Below are 20,079 nucleotides of genomic sequence, written 5' to 3'. Positions count from 1 at the left end.
AAAAAGATTCTATCAATTAATGACAGAATCTTTAGAGATAAGAGGGCGTAAATTTTAATCAATGATGCGATGTTCAGTTTGAGCATCAAAGAAATGGGATTTGTTTAGGTTCAAAGCCACTGTAATTTTTTCTCCTGGATTGCGGAAATCACGCGCTTCAACACGAGAAACAAATTCAGTTGAACCAGCTCTAAGATAAAGCATAGTTTCTGCTCCAAGAAGTTCAGAAACGACAACTTCAGCTTCAATTGTTTGATTGGGATAAGCTTGTTGTGCCAAATTGCTTGCTTGAATGTCTTCTGGACGAATTCCAAGAATCACTTCTTTTCCTTCATAACCTTGTTCTTTAAGCAATTTTGCTTTTCCTTCTGGAAGGTCCATATTCAAACCTTCATTATTCGTCAATTTTCCAGCAGCAACTTTAACATTAAAGAAGTTCATGGCAGGACTACCGATAAAACCAGCAACAAATTTATTAGCAGGTTCATTATAAAGCTCTTGTGGTGTTCCGATTTGTTCAACACGGCCAACTGTCCCTGTTTTATCAGAGTTTGGTGATGATGACATAATAACAATACGGTCAGCAAGAGTCATCGCTTCAGTTTGGTCATGGGTTACATAGATTGTTGTCGCTCCAATTCGACGGTGAATTTTTGCAATTTCTGTACGCATTGAAACACGAAGTTTAGCATCCAAGTTTGACAAAGGTTCATCCATGAGGAAAACCTTGGCGTCACGAACAATCGCACGTCCCATTGCTACCCGTTGACGTTGCCCACCTGATAAGTCAGCAGGTTTACGGTCAAGTAAATCAGAAAGACCAAGAATTGTTCCAGCTTCTTCAACACGACGTTTAATTTCATCTTTTTTGAACTTACGAAGTTTCAAACCAAAGGCCATGTTATCAAAAACGGTCATATGTGGATAAAGCGCATAGTTTTGGAAAACCATGGCAATATCACGATCTTTTGGTGCGACATCATTCATGATTTTACCGTCAATTTTAAATTCACCTTCGGTAATATCTTCAAGACCAGCGACCATTCGCAATGTTGTTGATTTACCACAACCTGAAGGACCAACGAATACAATGAATTCTTTATCTTTGATATCAATATTGAAATCTTCAACTGCGTATTGCGTCGCATTGGGATATTTTTTGTAGATTTTGTCTAAACTGAGTGTTGTCATTTTTTCTCCTCTAATAACATTTGTTCTTTAATATTATTCTACTGTAAACGTTTTCCGTTTTCAATCAGTGATTTGCCTAAATTAATTGTACAAGTTGCACATTTTACTGACAGAATTATTAATGTAGATGACAATTCTCTCAGACACAACTAAAATGCTCCTATTCGTCCCATTTCACTGACAGAAAAAGTTACTGACAAATCTGTCAGTAACTTTTTTAATCTTCTTCATCTTCGTCTTTAATTTTATTAGCTTCTTCGGCAAATTTTTGTGCAACCGCTTCCAATGCCAAAGTTTCTTCATCTCCAAGGTAATGGTCATCGTTGATTTCATCAAGATTTACATACATATCCAAATGACCTTTGAGATTATCAAATTGAACCGGAGCATCTCCACCGTATTCTCCATCTAAATTAAGAAGAATTTTTTGACCGCCTAAGGCTTCAATTTCTATTTTACTTGTTTTAATGTATTCCAAATTAACATCATCCAAATGTTTTCCATTAGCTACAATCGCAAGTAAAGCAATGAGTTCAAATAGATTATCTGTTTTCACCAAAATAAGTGTGAAAAGTCCATCATCTAATTTAGCATCAGGTGCAATCTTTTCAAAGCCACCAACTGAATTAGTAAGTGCGGCAAAGAACATTGAAATATCCCCCTCAAATACACCTTCATCATGAACAACACGAACCGGTGCTTTACGCACACGAGGTAAAAGTTCTGCGCCCTTTGCTAAATAGGCCAAATAACCAAAAGCCGTTTTTAAATGGCTGGGAACACTGTAAGTGAGTTCTGTCAATCCGCCCCCAGCAGCGATATTAATAAAATACTGTTCATCTTGTGTTTCTTTAATTACGGCATGGCCGACATCAATATTTAGAATCTGATTTTTACCAATAATTTCAATCGCTTCAAGTGGTTTTCCTCTTGGAATTTTTAAAGCCCTAGCGAAGTCGTTTGTCGTACCCGTTGGAACAATAGCTAATTGAGGACGTTTCTCAAAAGGAGAAATTCCAGCTACAACTTCATTAATAGTACCATCACCACCCGCCGCAATGATTAAATTAAAGCCAGCCTCTGTTGCCCGTGCCGCCTCTTTTTTTGCGGAATCTTGTTCTGCTGTGGTTTGATAAGCACTGGCCTCATAACCATATTGCTCTAATTTATCCAAAATATCTGCAATATGTTTTTTTATAATTTCTTGACCCGATGTCGGATTGTAAATCAATCTCGCCTTCATCATTTTCTCCGAAACCTTCTCTCATCCATTCTTAAAAAATAATTTACTGACAAACTCCCAAAAGAGTGACCCCATCAATTGAACCAAGGTTCAATTGATGTCAGTAAATTTACGCTCTCACTAAAGTCTGTCAGTAATATTCAATACAAATTGGTCTATAAATCAAGCAAATCTTGCTCTGACCAGATTTCAATTCCTAAGTCTTGAGCTTTTGTCAGTTTGCTACCTGCTTCTTCTCCGGCGACTACCAAATCCGTTTTCTTAGAAACAGAACCAGAAACATTTGCACCCAATGCTTCCAATTTTTCTTTTGCTTCTGAGCGCTTCAAAGTCGTCAATTTACCTGTTAAGACAACTGTCTTACCTGATAATATTCCTTCAACATTAACAGCACCTAAATAATCAAAATTTACACCAGCATTTTCAAGTTCATCCAGTAAAATTTTTGCTCCGTCAGTTTCAAAATAAGAAACAACAGCCGTAGCAATGACTCCACCTAAAGAAGGAATTTCAGAAATTTCTTCTTCTGTGGCTTTAGAAAGCGCTCGAAGATTAGCAAAACGCTCCATAAGTAATTTAGCCGCTTTACCACCAACATGACGAATTCCTAAACCAAATAATAATTTTTCTGCTGAATTTTCGCGACTCTGCGCAATTGCTGACACAATTTTTTGAGCCAATGTTTCTTTGACCTTATCTAATGTCAGTAAATCTTCAATCGTCAATTGATATAAATCAGCAACATCAGCCACCAATTTTTTATCAAAAAGTTGTGAAATGACTGACGGACCTAAGCCCACAATATTCATAGCATCACGACTAGCAAAATGAATTAGTTTTTCCCGAATTTGCGCCGGACATAAGGGGTTAACACAGCGTAAAGCCACTTCATCTTCAAAATGAATTAACTCCGAACCACATTCAGGACAATTTGTAGGAATTTCTAAAGCTTCAAGACCTTCTGGCCGTTTGTCCAAAAGCACTTTCCCAACCTTCGGAATAATATCACCCGCCTTATAAATCAAGACATGATCGCCAATACGGATATCCTTTTCTTCAATATAATCCACATTGTGCAAAGTTGCTCGAGCAACCGTCGTCTGTGCTAAAAGAACCGGGATCATATTTGCCGTTGGGGTGACAACTCCTGTCCGACCGACAGTCCAGTCAACAGACAAAATTTCTGTTTCTGCTTGTTCAGCTGGAAATTTATAAGCAATCGCCCAGCGCGGTGCCTTAACTGTAAAACCTAATTCTTCTTGCTCTGCAAGATTATTAACTTTCACAACAACTCCATCAATATCATAGGGGAGTTCGTCACGCAGACGTGTAGCCTCTTCAATAAATTCCCAAATTTCATCCATATTTCGAGCAAATTTACGTTCAGGATTGACTTGAAAACCAAGTTCTTCAAAATATTCTAAGACTTCTTCTTGAGTATCGTTGGTAGCTGGACTTGCTTCTTGATAAAGGAAAGTTGCAAGACCACGTTTAGCAACTATTTTTGTATCAAGTTGACGTAAAGTCCCAGCTGCCGCATTTCTTGGATTAGCAAAAGGAGCTGCTCCTTCAAGTTCACGCTCTTTATTAAGTTTAGCAAAATTCTTACGCGGAAGATAAGCTTCACCACGTACCACAATATCGATAGCATCTTTGAGTTTTAAAGGAACATCTTTAATTCGTTTCACATTTTCTGTGATGTTTTCACCCGTTGTTCCATCGCCTCGAGTTGCTGCAGTCACAAGGAACCCATTCTCATAATAAAGAGACAAGGAAAGACCATCAATTTTTAATTCACAAATATACTCTGGATTAGCAATTTCCTTGCGGACTCGTTCTTCCCAAACCGCCAATTCTTCGCGCGAAAAAACGTCTCCTAAACTATAAAGATTATAAGGATGTCTGAATTTAACAAAGCCATCTAAAATAACCCCACCTGTTCGGTGCGTTGGAGAATCCGCTCTAGTTAGTTGTGGATTTTCAGCCTCCAATTTTACCAATTCTTGATAGAGTCGATCGTACTCACTGTCTTCTACCGAAGGCTCATCTAAAGTATAATATTCATAAGCATACTGATTTAATTTTTCCGTAAGCTCTTTAATTTTTGACTCGATATTCATAGCTCCTATTTTAACACAAAAGAGCAATCAGTATGATTACCGAAGCACATCAAAAAAGCAAATTTCTATTAAAAAAATGAGTTAATTTAAAACAAAAAAACTTGCTTTTCCAAGCAAGTATCTTTTTCATTAAGGCGACGGTCGGATTTGAACCGACGATTAAGCTTTTGCAGAGCCATGTGTTACCACTTCACTACGCCGCCACAACATTAACTATTATAGCGGAAAAATAAATTTATGGCAAGCATGAGCTCACTCCACTTCCTGTTAAATCATTTGAATCAAGACTGATAGGCTTTAATAATCATTTACTGATATTAAATCAATAAAAGGCAACTTAAGCTAAGCAATCTCATCCCCTTTAATTTCCAATTTTATAATTCGCTTCAGTATTGATAAAAACCAAATCCCGCTGAACATTTTCTCTGCTGACAACATGAAATCTTCTTCCATCTTTTTGAATCAAAAAATCGCCAACTAAAGCCAAATCTCCTGAAATTGACTCAAAATTTAAAACGTTTTTATTCCATTCATTCCAAGAAAGACGTTCTTGTTCAAAAGCGTGTCTAACCCATATTTCACGAATTGGTCGATGCGAAATTTTCCAGACTTCTACAAGCTGTCCCCGATATTTTGCTTGCATAAAACCCCTTTCTGTTACACATGAACTCTCAGTAAAGATATTTTAGCAAAATGAACAAATTTGTCAAAATTTAGTTGGAAATTTAACCCTTGTTCTTTTCATATCGGAAACGTTTTTTACAATAAAATATCTTATAATCTGATATTTTTACTATATAAGGCTACTAAGTCCTTTGAAAAATTACTAAAATACATTCATGTACCCTTTATACTACTTTTTTCGCTTTTGAAGTGTTTTCTTTACATTCCAATAAAAATAAAAAGACACTTTCGTGTCTTTTATTTTTAAAGTTCTTCACCATTTGTTGCGATAACTTTTTGATACCAAGTAAAGGAATCTTTTTTCGAACGTTCTAATGTCCCATTTCCTTCGTTATCCTTATCTACATATATGACGCCATAGCGTTTTTTCATCTCACCTGTCCCAGCAGAAACAAGGTCAATAAAGCCCCATGGAGTATAACCCATTAAGTCAACTCCATCATAATCTACAGCATCTTTCATTGCTTCTATATGAGCTTTTAAATAATCTACTCGATAAGGGTCGTGAATACTTCCGTCAGCTTCAACTTCATCTACAGCTCCAAAACCATTTTCAACAATGAAGAGTGGTTTTTCATACCGTTCATAGAACCAATTCATTGCATAACGTAATCCTAAAGGATCAATTTGCCAGCCCCATTCAGAAGCTTTAACATATTCATTTTTGACTAAATCTCTATCTTCATTGTAATCAAAAGTAGGAGCTTTACCATGGTCTTTAATTGCAAAACTCATGTAGTAAGAAAAACCAATATAATCTACTTTTCCTTGTTCCAATGCTTTTAAATCATCATCGAGAATATCAAGTTTAAATCCCTTACGGTCAAAATAGGCTTTTAAATAGCTTGGGTAATGTCCGCGAACATGAACATCTGCAAACCAATAACGACGTTGCATAGCAACGGTTGAAGCCATCATATCTTCTGGTTTACAAGTTGCAGGATAAATCGGACACATAGCAATCATGCATCCAATTTGGAAATCTGGATTGATTTTATGTCCCAGAGCGACAACTTTCGCAGAAGCAACTAACTCATAATGAGCCGCTTGATACATAATTTCCTCACGTTCTTTTTCGCTTGCTCCTTCTGGGAATTTTAAACCAGAATTAGTAAATGGTGCAAAATCACGCAAATAGTTTGCTTGGTTGTTAATTTCATTGAAAGTCATCCAATATTTCACTTTATCTTTATAGCGATTCATGACGACTTCTGAAAAGTGGACAAAGAAATCAATGAGCTTACGATTACGAAAGCCTCCATATTCTGTCACTAAGTGATAAGGAAGTTCAAAGTGAGAAAGGGTAATTACAGGTTCAATCCCATGTTTTAAACACTCATCAAATAAATCATCATAGAATTGCAATCCTTCTTCATTAGGTTCTGCTTCGTCTCCATTTGGAAAAATACGAGTCCATGCAATGGAAGTTCTAAAACAATTTAATCCCAGTTCATCAAAGAGTGCAATATCTTCTTTGTAGCGATGATAAAAATCAATAGCTTCATGATTCGGATAATTTTCTCCCTCAATTACCCCATCTGTGATTTTTCTCTCTACTCCATTGCTCCCTGCTGTCATGACATCAGCAACAGAAACTCCCTTTCCGCCGGCATTCCATCCTCCTTCAAGTTGATGTGCAGCAACCGCTCCTCCCCAGAGGAAGTCTTTTTTTAAAGTCATAATTTCTCCTTTTAAATTTTTAGAATTATCATTTTTAATAAGATAAGCTCAAGAATTCTTGAGCTCATCTAAAATTTGCTATTATTCAGCAGCATTAATTTCAGCTTCTGTTTCAGCTTCTTCTTTAAGAAGAATATTGTCATAAGCTTTGGCAAATGGCCAGTAGAGAAGTGATGTCAATGCAAGGATAATAACTTGCCAAACCATACCTTGCCAGCCACCTACAAGGTATCCTGAAAGGACTGCAGGTGTTGTCCATGGAACATAAGCGCCGTTAAATGGTGGAATGATTCCTAGATAAATCACTAAGTAAGTCAAGATTCCTGAAATCAATGGTGCTAAGATAAATGGAATTGCAAGAATAGGATTTAAGACAATAGGAAGACCAAAGAGAATTGGTTCATTAATATTAAACACTGCAGGTCCAATTTCCATACGTCCTAAAGTTTTACCTTGAACTGATTTTGCACTCACTAAGAGGAAGATAACCAACCCAATGGTCAAACCAGAACCAGTAACTGTCAAGTATTGGTCCATGAATGATTGGGTAACGATGTGGGCTCCGTTTGAAAGACTGAGATGTCCTGCTTTATAGAGGGCAGCATTGTCAGCAGAGTTGGCTTGAAGCAATGGTCCCATAATCCCACCGATGATTGTCGCTCCGTGAACACCGAACCACCAGATAAATACTGGCATAAAGGCAATAACGAAGACGCCGACAGGACCATCAGTTACGTGTTGTAATGGAGTTTGAATCCATTTATAAACTAGTTCAATGAAAGTTGTGTTGAATCCGATTGTTGTAATTCCGTGAACAACACCAGCTAAGGTAATGATTGCTCCTGCAGGAACAAGTGAAGTGAATGATGCCGCAACATTTTCTGGAACTTGTTCTGGCATTTTAATTGTGATGTTACGACGCATAAAGCCAGTGTAAATCCAACCGACTAAGAGTCCGACGATGATTGAAAGAACCATCCCTTTCCCACCTAACCAAGCTCGGTCAATCACTCCTCCTACTTGATAAGCAGTTGAAACTTTAGTTGGGTCAGTAACAGATGTTACTTGATGAATTGTGTCTGGTTGCAACAAGATGTGAACGATAATACCAGTTAAACCAGCAGGAACTCCTTCATAACCTGCATCTCGAACCCACGCGTAAGCAATACCGAATACGGCAAGCAAGGCCATAATACCAAATGAAGCATTATTAATTTGTAAAAAGAGTGGGCCCAATTTGATTTTGTTCATGAAGTCTTGGCCTGCTTGGAATGGCAATTGACCAAGAATCAAGAATACTGAACCAATAATGATAAATGGAATAGGATAAATCATACCATTTTTGATTGCCGTGACTGCACGGGTATTCAAAAATTTCATCATTGGAGGCATGATTTTGTTTTGAATAAAATTGTTCATGGTTGAACAGTCTCCTTTACTTTTTTTGATGAACTGGTTTCACGTTCATCTTTTCTACATTTTCATTATAACACTAAAGAGCAAAAGAAAGAAAGCGGTTTCTTGTTTTTCCAAAACTTTGGTTCTGTACCACTCGTGAAGACTAATGTGCCAAAATTGTCATATAAGTTTCCTTTAAGGTTGCGAAAATTAGCCTTGCAAATTATATTTGTTATCTCAATTTAACTTTTTTTGTTTTATCCATCAAACGATTGGGAACGGCTGAGCAGATAAAAAAGCCAATTTGGCTTTTTAATTTGATAATTGATAAACCAAATCTGTTAAACGCTCAGTCAAATAAACTGTTGGTAATTGACTCGTCAAATCATAATGCGTATTGATTCGGTGTTCATTAATTCGATAGGTGAGGACAAAATCGCTCAGTTCAGCAATACTTGAATTCAATTTTGGTGTGATACATGAAATATAGACATCTTTATTAGAGCGCAGACTCGTCAGTACTTCAATGATTTCATTTGTTTCCCCAGAGATGGATAAAGCAATTACTAAAGTGTTGGTGGTATTTTGTAATTTTGAAGCAATTGGATAAGTCACATCACTAAATGAGAAGGTATTAATTCCAACTCCCGCTAATCTTCTGGCTGCATAATCGCAAATTAAACCGCTGGAACCTACTCCTGTAAAAATGATATTGTCACTTTCAATGACTCGATGTGCCAGATTATCCAAACGTTGTTCAATATCGTTAGAGAAAATATCTAGTGAAAAGGGAATTGCCGTATTTGAGCTTCCTTTTTCCAATTCTTTTTTATCAATAATGTACTCTTTAAAATCTGTATATGAATCATAACCCATTTTATGAATGAGGCGCATAACGCTAGAAGTTCCAACGTGTGCTTCCAGAGCAATGTCACGGACTCGCATATAAGGAATTTTATCAACATTATCTCGTAAATAACTATAACAAGTTCTTTCTGTGTAGGTTAATTTTTGAAAGTCAACATTTCCAAAAAAACTCATCATTCTCTCCTTTCTTCTTTAAACTTTTTGGTTAGAAAAAAGTTGCGTCTCCGCAACTTTTAATCTTGCATTTCTAATAAGCTAGGAGCTATATTATTTGTTTTCAAGTGCTTGCAGGCGTTGTTCTTGACCGACAACTTCTACAGCAAGGTCTTTAAAGGTAATCGCATTCATTAAGTGGTCTTGAGCATGAACCATGTAGAGATTCCAACCAATTTTTTCGCCTTGAGCTAACCGTGTCAAAAGGTCAGTCTGAACGTCATGTGCTTCACGAAGTTGTTCGCTCGCTTCGTTTAATGAACTTTCAGCTTCGGCAAATTCACCAGCTTTGGCTTGTTGAATGGCTTGGAAGGCTAAACCTTTGGCATTTCCTCCACTCATGATAATGCCCATTACAACACCCATGTAGTCATCACTTGTTGGATTCTCGTATTTATCAGTCATTTCTTATCTTCCCATTTCTTTTTGCTTAGATTTTTACATAGTAAAAGAGCTTTCGCTCTTTCACAAGTTTGAAATTTTCAAACCTTAATTCATCAAGTTTTCAGCTGCTGCAAGAACTTTATCTCCGCGCATCATTCCATAATCTTGCATTTTGATAACGTCCATTGGAACACCAGCGATTTCAGCTTTTTTAGCAACTTCACCTTTCATGAAGGCAACTTGTGGGCCTAAAAGAAGAACGTCAGGTTTTGGCGAGCCTGTTCCGGCAAGCATGTTATCAATGTCCGCTGTTGATTTTGCGAAAATTTCGTAATCTTTCCCGTTATCTGCTGCTGCTTTTTGCATTTTTGATACCAAAAGTGATGTTGACATACCGGCTGCACATGCAAGTGCAATAACTTTATCTGCCATAATTATTTCTCCTTATTCTTAACGTTTTATAATTTAACGTTCTTTATAAAAATAATTATAACGTTTTCATTTTCATAATGCAAGCGTTATCTATTTTTTGAAAGTGCTTTATAAAATTTGTTAGTTAGTTTATTTTCGCTTTATAGCAAGCTTTAACCGACTTTTTTGTCATAAAATAAAAAAGCTACTATCAAATAGTAGCTTTTTGAAATATTTGTTTCTCTTTTTGGAACAAATTTATTATTTTTTGAGATGATAATCAATTGATTTATGAGCTAAAATTTCTAAAATAGCTAGTACTGGGAGTTGCGTGGTCAGATTTCCTAAAGGATACTGTTTGGACCATTCGTTAACAAGATTGTACGAGAGTTGGTAATCAGCAAGTTTAGCAACGGTGCAATCTTCATTATTTGTAATCGAAATAATTTTTGCTCCGCCCGCTTTAAACTCCAATTCTTTATTAACAACTTGTTCTGTTTCCCCTGACACAGACATGATTACTGCCACAACATTTCCCATCCCCTGAACTTGAACAGCTTGAAACGGGTCAGAGATAACGAAGCTTCGTAATCCAGTGTTTACAAAATATTTAGTAGCATACTCACTTAATGAACCAGATGTTCCTAAGCCTAAAAACACAGTATAATCAGCTTTAGCAATCATTTGTGCAGCATTATTGAGTTTTGCCTGATAATTATCTGTATTCATTCGACGTAAAAACATGTTGAATTCGAGCATATTATCATAATGTTGCTCTTCTGGTGTTTTTTCTTTGAGTTGATTTTTGAGGTAAAATTTTAAATCAGACCAACCTTCAAAACCAAGTTTTGTACATAGTCGGACAATTGTCGAAGTTGAAACATGGGCTTGACTTGCTAAATCACGAATCGTCATTTGTTGGACTTCTTCAGGTGATTTAATGATAAAATCAAAAACTAGCGTTTCAAGCTCGTTAAGTTTACTGATTTGTTCGGGTAGAAACATCATTTATTTACTCTCCGTATTTGGAAATATTTAGCTCCGCCACAAATTCTTTAAAAAATTTACTGACAGAATCATTGCTTGAAAGGATTTGCCAAATTTTAGCAAAACTGTCAGTAAAAATTACTGACAGCTTTTATCCTTATAATAATTGAAATTTTCTTAGCTTTTTCCAAAAACGAAAGCATAGATTAAGCCAAGAATTTCATGACCATAATAATTAGGATAATAAAGAAGATTATTGACTTTTGTCTTTGCAGCAAAACCTTCTACTTTTACACCTTCATGTTTTGCTAGATACAAGGCTCGGTAAAGATGAAAATCGCTAGTGACAATCACGGTTTTTCCGTCAAAATATTTTTTAGAATAAGAAATATTTTCCGCGGTATCCCCCGCCTTATCTTCACTAATAATTCTGTCATCCCTAATATGATGACTTATCAGATAATTTTTCATACTAAAAGCTTCACTAACAGGCTCGTCAGCTCCTTTTGCTCCAGACACAATAATTTTGGCTTGCGGATTATTCTTAGCAAGCAAGAGTGCTGCATCTAGCCGCTCTTGAGTAATCTTGGCTGGTTTTTTATTTTGATTTATTCGTGAGCCAAGGACTAAAATTGTTTTAATGTCTGTGGAATTTTCAGCAGTTCTGTCAGTAGATTTACTAAAAATCAAAGCAAGACAAATTACTGAAATCAAAAGAATTAGACCGACAAAAGCGCCTATAATCTTAAAAATTTTTTTCATTAATTAGAAACTTTGTTTACGAGAATCACGTGTTTTACGGGCATTTTTATTACGTTCAGCACGGCGTTTTTTCTTGTTATCTTCTTCAATTTGCCATTTAATTGCACGTTTGTAACCTGGTTTAACGTGTTTTTTACCTTTTTTAAGGGCACCAATGGTTTTTGTTGAAATTTCATCTTGTTTTTTCGTCCGTTTTTCACGACGGTCACGGTCATAAGAATCAACAATTTCACCATCTTTAATAGCTTTTGGTTGGAATGTAACACCCATTTTTTCAATCTCACGAATACTTGAATCATCAGAAGGACTATAGAGTGTAATGGCTGTTCCTTGTAATCCATTACGGCCAGAACGACCCACTCGGTGAACAAAGAAAGTTAAATCTTTTGGAATTTCATCATTGATAATGTGTGATACACCTTCAATATCAATTCCACGCGCAGCAATATCGGTTGCCACAACATATTGATAATCCAAATTTTTAATTGAATTCATGATCCGTTTACGTTCACGTGGCGGGACATCACCATGAATTTTTGCAACTTTAAGTCCGTTACTTGTCAAGAAATGATGAATGTCATCAACGCGCCCTTTGGTATTGGCAAAAATCATTGCCATGTAAGGATTTGTTGCTTTTGTCAATTGGAGCAAAAGTTGGTTATGTGAACTTCCTTTGGTAGAAACAAGCCAATTTTCAATTGTATCTGAAATTACTGTCTTATTGGCAATTTTTTGCATGACAGGATTATGCAAATATTTTTTCAAAAATGGTTGAAGTTTTTGAGGAATAGTTGCTGAGAAAACGAGCATTTGCACGCGTTTACCAAAGCTTGAAGCAATTTGGTCAACATCTGCCAAAAATCCCATGTCAAGCGTCATATCCGCTTCATCGACAACAAAAGTATTAGCAGTATGCACAATTAAAGCATTAGATTTGATTAAATCATGGATTCGACCTGGTGTTCCAATTACGACATGTGGTTGTGATGATTCCAATTTTTTGATTTGACGGGCCTTATCAGTCCCACCAACAAAGTTTGAAACACGAAGCTTGTCATTAACTTTTGTAAATTCTTGAGCTGCTTTGTAAATTTGAGTAGCTAATTCACGTGAAGGAGCCGTAATGACTGCTTGCACTTCATCAAGCTCAGTATCAATTTTTTGGAAAATTGGGAGTAAAAAAGTGTGTGTTTTTCCTGAACCAGTTTTTGATTCCCCTACCAGGTCACGGCCTGAGAGAACAATTGGAATCAATTTTTCTTGTACTTCAGTTGGTTTTTCAAATTTGATATTCTCTAACGTTTGGTTAATATAATCTTTAAAATTAAAGTCTGTAAATTTCATTTTTTTCTTTCATTTGTTGAGGATTATTCGTTTCATTTAAAAAATGACGAATCTCTGTTTTTGCTGATTTATCCATGGAAGGGACTTTTTTCTATTATATCAGAAAAAAAACATTTAAGAAACCAGTTCTTGCCACTATTTAAACTCATTTTTAAAATCTGTCAGCATTTTTATTTTTAAAATTTACTGATGGCGCTAAGATTAGAAAAAATTGCTGACAGCTGTTCAACGTTGAAGTCAGTGATTATATTATAAATAAAAAGTTACTGACAGAAATCCTGTCAGTAACTTTTATTTTCCATTATTCATTAACTTTACTTTTTAAAACCTTATGTTCAAGCTTACTAGGCCAGAAACTTGAAGTTTCAAAAAGATTTGATTCTTCAAAAACTTCTTCTGAGCTAAATTTATCACCAACTTCATTTGTTCTTAAAATTTTAGCAACTTTAAAGGCAGAAATGACTAATAATATAGCCACACAAAGTAAGAAAATGACTGACAGACTTCCTTGAATCATTGTATTACGCATGGTTGCTTGCGCATTCGTTAATGCTAAACCAGATAATTTACCAGAAGCCACTTGGGCTTTTGCCGCTGAATAAGAAGCAAAGTAACCAATATTGACATCATTTGAAAAGATTTTTTGCCAACTGGCGGCAAAAGTTACACAAACATCCCAAACTAAAGGAAGTGCTGGAATCCAAACCCATTTAAGATAACCTTTACGGATAACCATGACACAAACAATAGCCAGAGCAACCGCCGCAATTAATTGATTAGAAATCCCAAAGAGCGGATACATGATTTTTATTCCACCATTCGGATCAGAAACGCCCATCAAAAGCAAAGCACCCCAAACTCCAACAATCACTGCTGTCGTTATAATTTTACTAGGTAACCAATCATCATCACCTAAGCGACCTAATTTTTTGAAGCCACGCAGAGCATCATTAAGTAAATAACGAGTCGATTTTGTCGCCGCTGAAACAGCTGACAGGATAAAGAGCGCCTCAAACATAATCGCAAAATGATACCAGAATCCCATCATATTTGTCCCACCAATAAGTGGCACCTTATGCAAAATATTTGACATTGAAACGGCTAAAGTTGGTGCACCACCAGTCCGTGAAACGATTGATTGCTCACCTACATCTTTTGCCACTTGCTCAAGTGCTTTTTCACCAGTCGTTCCTTCCCAGTCAATACTGAGTTTTGAACCGTCAGGCATCATGGCTACATTTGGAATTGCTTTAGCAGCATTATATTCAGCACTTTTATCTGCTTGATAACTTGAAGCTGCGAGTTTTTGAATACTAGCTTGAGGGGTATTCATAGAATAATAAATTCCAGGATTAAGAGAAATCGCAGCGACTAAAGCCATAATAGCAACAAATGATTCAAAGAGCATCCCACCATAACCAATCATTCGCGTTTGTGACTCTTTAGCAATCAAATGAGGCGTTGTTCCGGAAGACATCATTACATGGAAACCAGACAAGGCTCCACAGGCAATCGTAACAAATAAGAAGGGAAAGAGGGAACCGGCAAAAGCAGGGCCATCTGTATTATGTGCAAAATTAGTCAGAGCTGGAATCGTAACATCTGGACGCACACCAACTACAGCTATTGCTAAAACAGCAATTGTACCAATTTTCATGAACATGGATAAGTAATCACGTGGTGTAAGTAAAATCCAAGCGGGGATAATGGCTGCAATAAAAGTATAGCCCATGACCCACCAAACTAAAGCGGTTGGCGAAAGCATGAAAATATGCGCAAATGAAGATTCTGAAACCCAACGGCCACCAAAAATAGCAACTAGAAGGAGAATAAAACCAATCGCTGAAATTTCATTCACGTGCCCTGGGCGAATATATTTCAAATAAATTCCCATTAATAAGGCAATTGGAATGGTCATCCCAATTGAAAAGACTGCCCAAGCAGAATTTGCCATCGCCGTCACACAAATCAAAGCCAAAACAGCAAGCACAATCATTGTCATGATAAAGACAATAAATGAAGTCAAGCCACCAGCAAATCTGCCAACTTCATCATGAGCCATTGCCCCAATAGATTTTGCTCGACGACGATGAGAATATCAGAGAACAAGCATATCTTGTACCCCTCCGGCAAAAATAACTCCGAAAATAATCCAAATTGTCCCTGGTAAGTAACCCATTTGTGCCGCTAAAACTGGTCCAACCAAAGGCCCAGCTCCAGCAATTGAAGCAAAATGGTGACCGAATAAAACAACTCGATTGGTTGGGTCGAATTCTTTTCCGTCATTATGGCTTTCCGAAGGGGTTGCCCGTAAATCATTTGGACGCATAATCTTACGTTGAATATATAAAGCATAAAAACGATAGCCAATCAAATAAGAACATACTGCTGCAATAACAAACCAAATCGCATTAATCGTCTCTCCTTGAGCCAGAGCAATCAACGACCAAGCAAGACCGCCTAGTAAAGCGACCGCCACCCAAATGATAATTGATAGAATACTGGGTTTTGGTAAATGTTTTTTCCAGTCTTTCATTGTTTCTTGAAAATTTGCCTGCTTTAAATCTTTAATTCCGACAATTTTTCCTTGTTTATTCCGCAACAAAAATAGCTCTTCTTCTTCGGTAAAGTTTGAAGAGTTTCCAATATCTTTCATAATCCTCTATTCCTATGCACATATCAATGCATTTGACCTTCCATATTTTTTAAAACAAAAATGTAACCGATTACAATAACATTTTAGCACTATTTAATCAAAAATATAAACATTTATGTTTAAAAAAATCTCCTTAAAACATCTTTTTGTAAAAATAAGATAAATTTTCAAAAGAATAGTCTAACATTAAAAAAGGTTTCTGTAAAATAAAAAAAGGCTCTCCTTAAAGGAGCGCCTCATTCATCATTTTATTTTGCTTTAGCATAAAGTTCGTTAACTTTATCCCAGTTTACAAGATTAAAGAATGCTTCAATGTAATCAGGACGTACATTGTGATATTTAAGATAGTAAGCATGTTCCCAAACATCAAGTCCTAAAACTGGTGTCAACCCTTCAGAAATTGGATTATCTTGATTTGCAGTTGATACAACTTTCAATTTTCCAGCTTCATCAACAACTAACCAAGCCCATCCTGAACCAAAACGACCTGTGGCTGCAGCTTTAAATTCTGTTTTGAAAGTTTCAAAACTACCAAATTCTTTCGCAATTGCATCCCCAATTTCGCCGTCAGCATGGTTTTCAGAACCGTCAGTGTTTGGACGAAGCCAAAGCCAGAATTGACTATGGTTCAAATGACCACCACCATTGTTACGAACAGCTGTACGAATGTCTTCTGGAATTGCTGACAAATCTGTCAATAATTCTTCAAGGCTAAGGTCATCAAGTTCATTATGTTTTTCAATTGCTGCATTAAGATTATTCACATAAGTTTGATGATGTTTTCCATGATGCAAACGCATTGTTGCTTCATCAAAGAAAGGTTCAAGCGCATTTGGCGCGTATGGAAGTTCAGGTAATGTAAATGCCATAGTAATTTCTCCTTTTAAGATGTGAACCCATTTTGAAGTCTTAATACTTTGATATTTTGACTAGATTGAGAATGAATTCAGTTAGTTTATTTTTTTAATTCTATTCTCATTATAGTCGTTTTTGAAACCATTGCCAAATGATTTGATTTGTAATTTATTATTTTCTTTGTTGGATAAAATTAAGCATATTAGTCGAGTAAAGGAGCTCAACCTTTCGACATTCTTCAATATTTTTTGAACCAGTTAAAACAAATAATTTATTTAAATCTTGTTTCCATTGTTCAATAACTTCTTCTACTTTTTCAGGCCCTGTTTGCATAAGATTTTTCAAGATAAAACCAGCAGAACTTGACAAATCAGCCCCTAAAATTAAAGATTTAAAAATCTCTTGAGCCGAAGTAATTCCACCTGTTGCAATCAAACTTTTTCTATTATCAGCCATTTTAGCTTCTAAAAGACTCTCAAGCGTTGACAAACCAAATTCATCCAAGTTAAAACCATTTTTACTCCGTTTACGTTCAATCCAAGCAAAATTAGTTCCGCCAGCTCCCCCAATATTTATTCCTGAGACAGCTGTTTTTGCGAGTGCTTTAAAGGTTTTTTGTGAAATTCCAAAACCGACCTCTTTGACAATGACTGGAACTTCTAATTGACTTGCAATTTCATTAATATTTTCTAACCAATAAAATTCACGGTCTCCTTCATCCATTGGCAATTCTTGCGCTGTATTGACATGGATTTCTAAAGCATTTGCCTCAATCATATCCACTGCTCGCCTGGCATTTTCTAGAGAATGACCTGCGCCGATATTGGCAAAAAGAAAACCAGAAGAGTGAATTTTACGAACTTCACTGAAACCAGCAGCTAATTCTGGAAATTTCAAAGCAATCGATTGAGAGCCGACCGCCATGGCTAAATGTTGATTTTTCGCAATTTCTGCTAATTGACGGTTGATTTTATCTGCTCGCTCTGTTCCACCAGTCATCGCTTCAATATAAAAAGGAAATTCAAAATTCTGTCCAAATACTTCTGATGAAAAGTTGATTTTTTCAGTAGATAATTCTGGCAAACTATTAGGAATGATTCGACTATCAGAAAAAGTCAGGCCCGAGGTCTGATTTTTTTCTTCACGCCAATATTTATAAGCTAACGATATGTGTTCATCTTTGCGATGTTGATGGATTTCTTTTTCAGTTTTCATCAGTTATTTCTCAATTCATTAAAATCTAACCTGCTTTTTTAGCAGACTTATCTCAGTTATTTTTTTGAGCAACCTTAAATTTTTCAAGATTGATTCCATATTCCGATAATTTATTTTGGACTTCAGCAATAGCTTGGGTATTTTGAGCAAATAAAATAATATTCTCCCCAAAACCAGCCCCAGAGATTTTAGCAGCAAATTCAGGATAGCTATTGAGTAAGTTTAAAGCAATAGCTAATTCTTTAGTCATATAGCCTTCTGGAATATTCTCCAAAAGCAAAAGTTGATTTTCTGATAACTTTTCTTTGAATAAAGCAAAATCTTGAATGTCAATCGCCGTTGCCAATTCAATGACCAGCTCATTTGAAGCTTGATAAAATTCATCAGAAAGCTTTATTTTTATTTTTTCACTCGTTTTTGCCGCTTTTCCTGTTTGAACCACATAAGTTGCCCAAGGAATTTCGAGAGGTATGACTCGCTTATGATTTTGATAAAAAACAGAACCACCATACATAATAGCAGCAATATCGCCCATTGAACCTGAGCCTTGAACTTCAAAATGCGTTTTTGCGGCAATTTCAAAACGTTTTTCAAGTGACAACTGCAAATCAAAAAACTGATTGACTGCATTAACTAGACCACAAACGACTGAAGCACTTGAGCCGTAGCCTTTTTTATTTTCACCAAAGCCTAAATCACTGACAATCTCAAGAGATATTTCTGGAGATGAAGATAAAATTTTACTGACAGAATTTTTTTCAATGCTGTCAGCAGCTGACAAAGTATTTTTTAAAGCTGTCAGTGCAAAATTCCACGGATTTTCTTTAGTAAATTCAATTTTAGACAAAGAAAATTCAAAATCAGACAGTCCAACATTTGTTTTGAAAATTGATTTCCCTGTAGTAGCTGAAATTCTTACTTCAAAATTTGTTTCAATTGTTGTGATAAGCGCGAGATTTCCTTCTTTTGTGACCGAATATTCTCCCGCAAAAAAAAGTTTTCCTGGCACTTTGTTTGTCATTTTCTTCTCAGAGATATTCATAAGCGCCCCCAGCACGTGCGATATCAAATGTTAATTCTGGAAATTCCGCTTGTAATTTAGCTAAGAGAATTTTTTCAGTCGCGTGGTCAGTAATAATTTTGACGTTTGGGCCGGCATCGATAGTCACAAAAGCAAGCAATCCTGATTGATAAGCCTGATTCACAAAGTCAATCACGCGTCTTGTTTCTTGCGTGAAGTAATCAAAAGGTTGGTTAGAGAGACGATTTTGTTCATGCATGCCTAATGCATTATCCTGAGCAATTAGACCAACTTTTTCAATATCAGCATTTAAAATGGCCTGCTTCATTTCTTCCAGTTGAATGGCTGATTTTTCAACCCAAGCACTGTAAGTTGGTGCAGTTTGTGCCAATTGCATGCCCTTAGTTGACGACATTTTTTTCTTTTCAGCAGAGATTTCAGCAACAATCATTGAAAGACCAATATCTTCGTTGTAAAAAGATTCCGCAAAGGAAGATTGATGATTTTCTCCTTTATTCCAAACTGAAAAATTTCCAAAAATTGACCGAGAAGCTGACCCTGAACCGCGTCTAGCTATTCGTGACATTTCTGAATCATCTTTTTCTAAATCTAAAAGTCCAAACATAGCAGCCGTCAGAGCAGCAAAACTTGAAGCACTTGAAGCCAAACCAGCAGCTGTTGGCACATGATTTTCTGATTGAATCATTACTTTAGGGAAATTTCCATATTGTCCACGCATCATTTCCAAAAATTGACTGACACGGCTGCTATCTGCCACTTCAGAATTCAAAATCAAGGAATCAGACTCATTGTCAGTAAATTCAACAGAGGTTGTTGTATAAAATGGCTCCAGAGTCATTGACAAAGAAGAGGTTGTTGGAATATTTAGAGCGATATCCGCTTTTCCCCAATATTTAATCAAGGCGATATTTGTATGCGCCCTTGCAGTAACAATATTTTTCATGAGACTATTATATCAAAAATTTGATTCTTTCTTCTCTCCTATCATTTCAATAAGTTATTTTTTACACTAAAAAATACATTTTTT

Annotated in this window: 16 protein-coding genes, 1 tRNA gene and 1 pseudogene; all 18 read right to left on the bottom strand. The window is 36.2% G+C overall.

Going from position 1 to position 20,079, the window contains the following annotated elements:
- Positions 1 to 54 precede the first annotated feature (54 nt).
- Positions 55 to 1,191: an ABC transporter ATP-binding protein gene (locus ACRYLU_RS02100; protein WP_021468525.1), complete on the bottom strand. Its 1,137-nt coding sequence runs from the start codon at positions 1,189 to 1,191 to the stop codon at positions 55 to 57.
- Positions 1,192 to 1,408: 217 nt separating this feature from the next.
- Complete coding sequence (locus ACRYLU_RS02095) at positions 1,409 to 2,437, bottom strand: diacylglycerol kinase family lipid kinase (RefSeq protein WP_098393181.1); 1,029 nt, start codon at positions 2,435 to 2,437, stop codon at positions 1,409 to 1,411.
- Positions 2,438 to 2,589: 152 nt separating this feature from the next.
- Positions 2,590 to 4,554 carry an NAD-dependent DNA ligase LigA gene (ligA, locus tag ACRYLU_RS02090; RefSeq protein WP_098393180.1) on the bottom strand — a complete coding sequence of 655 codons (1,965 nt, stop codon included), beginning with the start codon at positions 4,552 to 4,554 and terminating at the stop codon, positions 2,590 to 2,592.
- 132 nt (positions 4,555 to 4,686) lie between these two features.
- Positions 4,687 to 4,757 (bottom strand) — tRNA-Cys (locus ACRYLU_RS02085).
- A 158-nt stretch (positions 4,758 to 4,915) separates the two neighbouring features.
- Positions 4,916 to 5,197, bottom strand: a complete 282-nt coding sequence (locus ACRYLU_RS02080) for a hypothetical protein (RefSeq protein WP_038599240.1) — start codon at positions 5,195 to 5,197, stop codon at positions 4,916 to 4,918.
- A 284-nt stretch (positions 5,198 to 5,481) separates the two neighbouring features.
- Positions 5,482 to 6,918 carry a 6-phospho-beta-glucosidase gene (locus ACRYLU_RS02075; RefSeq protein WP_038599237.1) on the bottom strand — a complete coding sequence of 479 codons (1,437 nt, stop codon included), beginning with the start codon at positions 6,916 to 6,918 and terminating at the stop codon, positions 5,482 to 5,484.
- A gap of 81 nt (positions 6,919 to 6,999) precedes the next feature.
- Positions 7,000 to 8,337, bottom strand: coding sequence for a PTS sugar transporter subunit IIC (locus tag ACRYLU_RS02070; RefSeq protein WP_038599234.1), 1,338 nt, complete (start codon positions 8,335 to 8,337; stop codon positions 7,000 to 7,002).
- Between the two features lie 291 nt (positions 8,338 to 8,628).
- Positions 8,629 to 9,360, bottom strand: a complete 732-nt coding sequence (locus ACRYLU_RS02065) for a MurR/RpiR family transcriptional regulator (RefSeq protein ID WP_012897241.1) — start codon at positions 9,358 to 9,360, stop codon at positions 8,629 to 8,631.
- A 90-nt stretch (positions 9,361 to 9,450) separates the two neighbouring features.
- Positions 9,451 to 9,801 carry a PTS lactose/cellobiose transporter subunit IIA gene (locus ACRYLU_RS02060; protein WP_003131552.1) on the bottom strand — a complete coding sequence of 117 codons (351 nt, stop codon included), beginning with the start codon at positions 9,799 to 9,801 and terminating at the stop codon, positions 9,451 to 9,453.
- A gap of 84 nt (positions 9,802 to 9,885) precedes the next feature.
- Positions 9,886 to 10,212, bottom strand: coding sequence for a PTS sugar transporter subunit IIB (locus tag ACRYLU_RS02055; RefSeq protein WP_003131553.1), 327 nt, complete (start codon positions 10,210 to 10,212; stop codon positions 9,886 to 9,888).
- Positions 10,213 to 10,452: 240 nt separating this feature from the next.
- Positions 10,453 to 11,199: a MurR/RpiR family transcriptional regulator gene (locus ACRYLU_RS02050; protein ID WP_010905323.1), complete on the bottom strand. Its 747-nt coding sequence runs from the start codon at positions 11,197 to 11,199 to the stop codon at positions 10,453 to 10,455.
- A gap of 156 nt (positions 11,200 to 11,355) precedes the next feature.
- Complete coding sequence (locus tag ACRYLU_RS02045; protein WP_445081127.1) at positions 11,356 to 11,940, bottom strand: YdcF family protein; 585 nt, start codon at positions 11,938 to 11,940, stop codon at positions 11,356 to 11,358.
- Between the two features lie 3 nt (positions 11,941 to 11,943).
- On the bottom strand, positions 11,944 to 13,284 hold the full coding sequence (locus tag ACRYLU_RS02040) for a DEAD/DEAH box helicase (RefSeq protein ID WP_098393177.1): 1,341 nt from the start codon (positions 13,282 to 13,284) through the stop codon (positions 11,944 to 11,946).
- 301 nt (positions 13,285 to 13,585) lie between these two features.
- Positions 13,586 to 15,940, bottom strand: a pseudogene (locus ACRYLU_RS02035) (carbon starvation CstA family protein).
- Positions 15,941 to 16,188: 248 nt separating this feature from the next.
- On the bottom strand, positions 16,189 to 16,809 hold the full coding sequence (locus tag ACRYLU_RS02030) for a superoxide dismutase (RefSeq protein ID WP_003131560.1): 621 nt from the start codon (positions 16,807 to 16,809) through the stop codon (positions 16,189 to 16,191).
- A 157-nt stretch (positions 16,810 to 16,966) separates the two neighbouring features.
- Positions 16,967 to 18,010: a type 2 isopentenyl-diphosphate Delta-isomerase gene (gene fni / locus ACRYLU_RS02025; RefSeq protein WP_445081126.1), complete on the bottom strand. Its 1,044-nt coding sequence runs from the start codon at positions 18,008 to 18,010 to the stop codon at positions 16,967 to 16,969.
- 52 nt (positions 18,011 to 18,062) lie between these two features.
- Positions 18,063 to 19,052, bottom strand: a complete 990-nt coding sequence (locus ACRYLU_RS02020) for a mevalonate kinase family protein (RefSeq protein ID WP_445081125.1) — start codon at positions 19,050 to 19,052, stop codon at positions 18,063 to 18,065.
- On the bottom strand, positions 19,039 to 19,995 hold the full coding sequence (gene mvaD, locus ACRYLU_RS02015; RefSeq protein ID WP_153241695.1) for a diphosphomevalonate decarboxylase: 957 nt from the start codon (positions 19,993 to 19,995) through the stop codon (positions 19,039 to 19,041). The genes ACRYLU_RS02020 and mvaD overlap by 14 nt, the downstream gene beginning before the upstream one ends.
- Positions 19,996 to 20,079: the final 84 nt, after the last annotated feature.

The organism is Lactococcus sp. KTH0-1S (genome assembly GCF_052544945.1).
The sequence above is the reverse complement of the archived record's forward strand: the minus strand, read 5'-3'. Positions and strand labels throughout refer to the sequence as shown.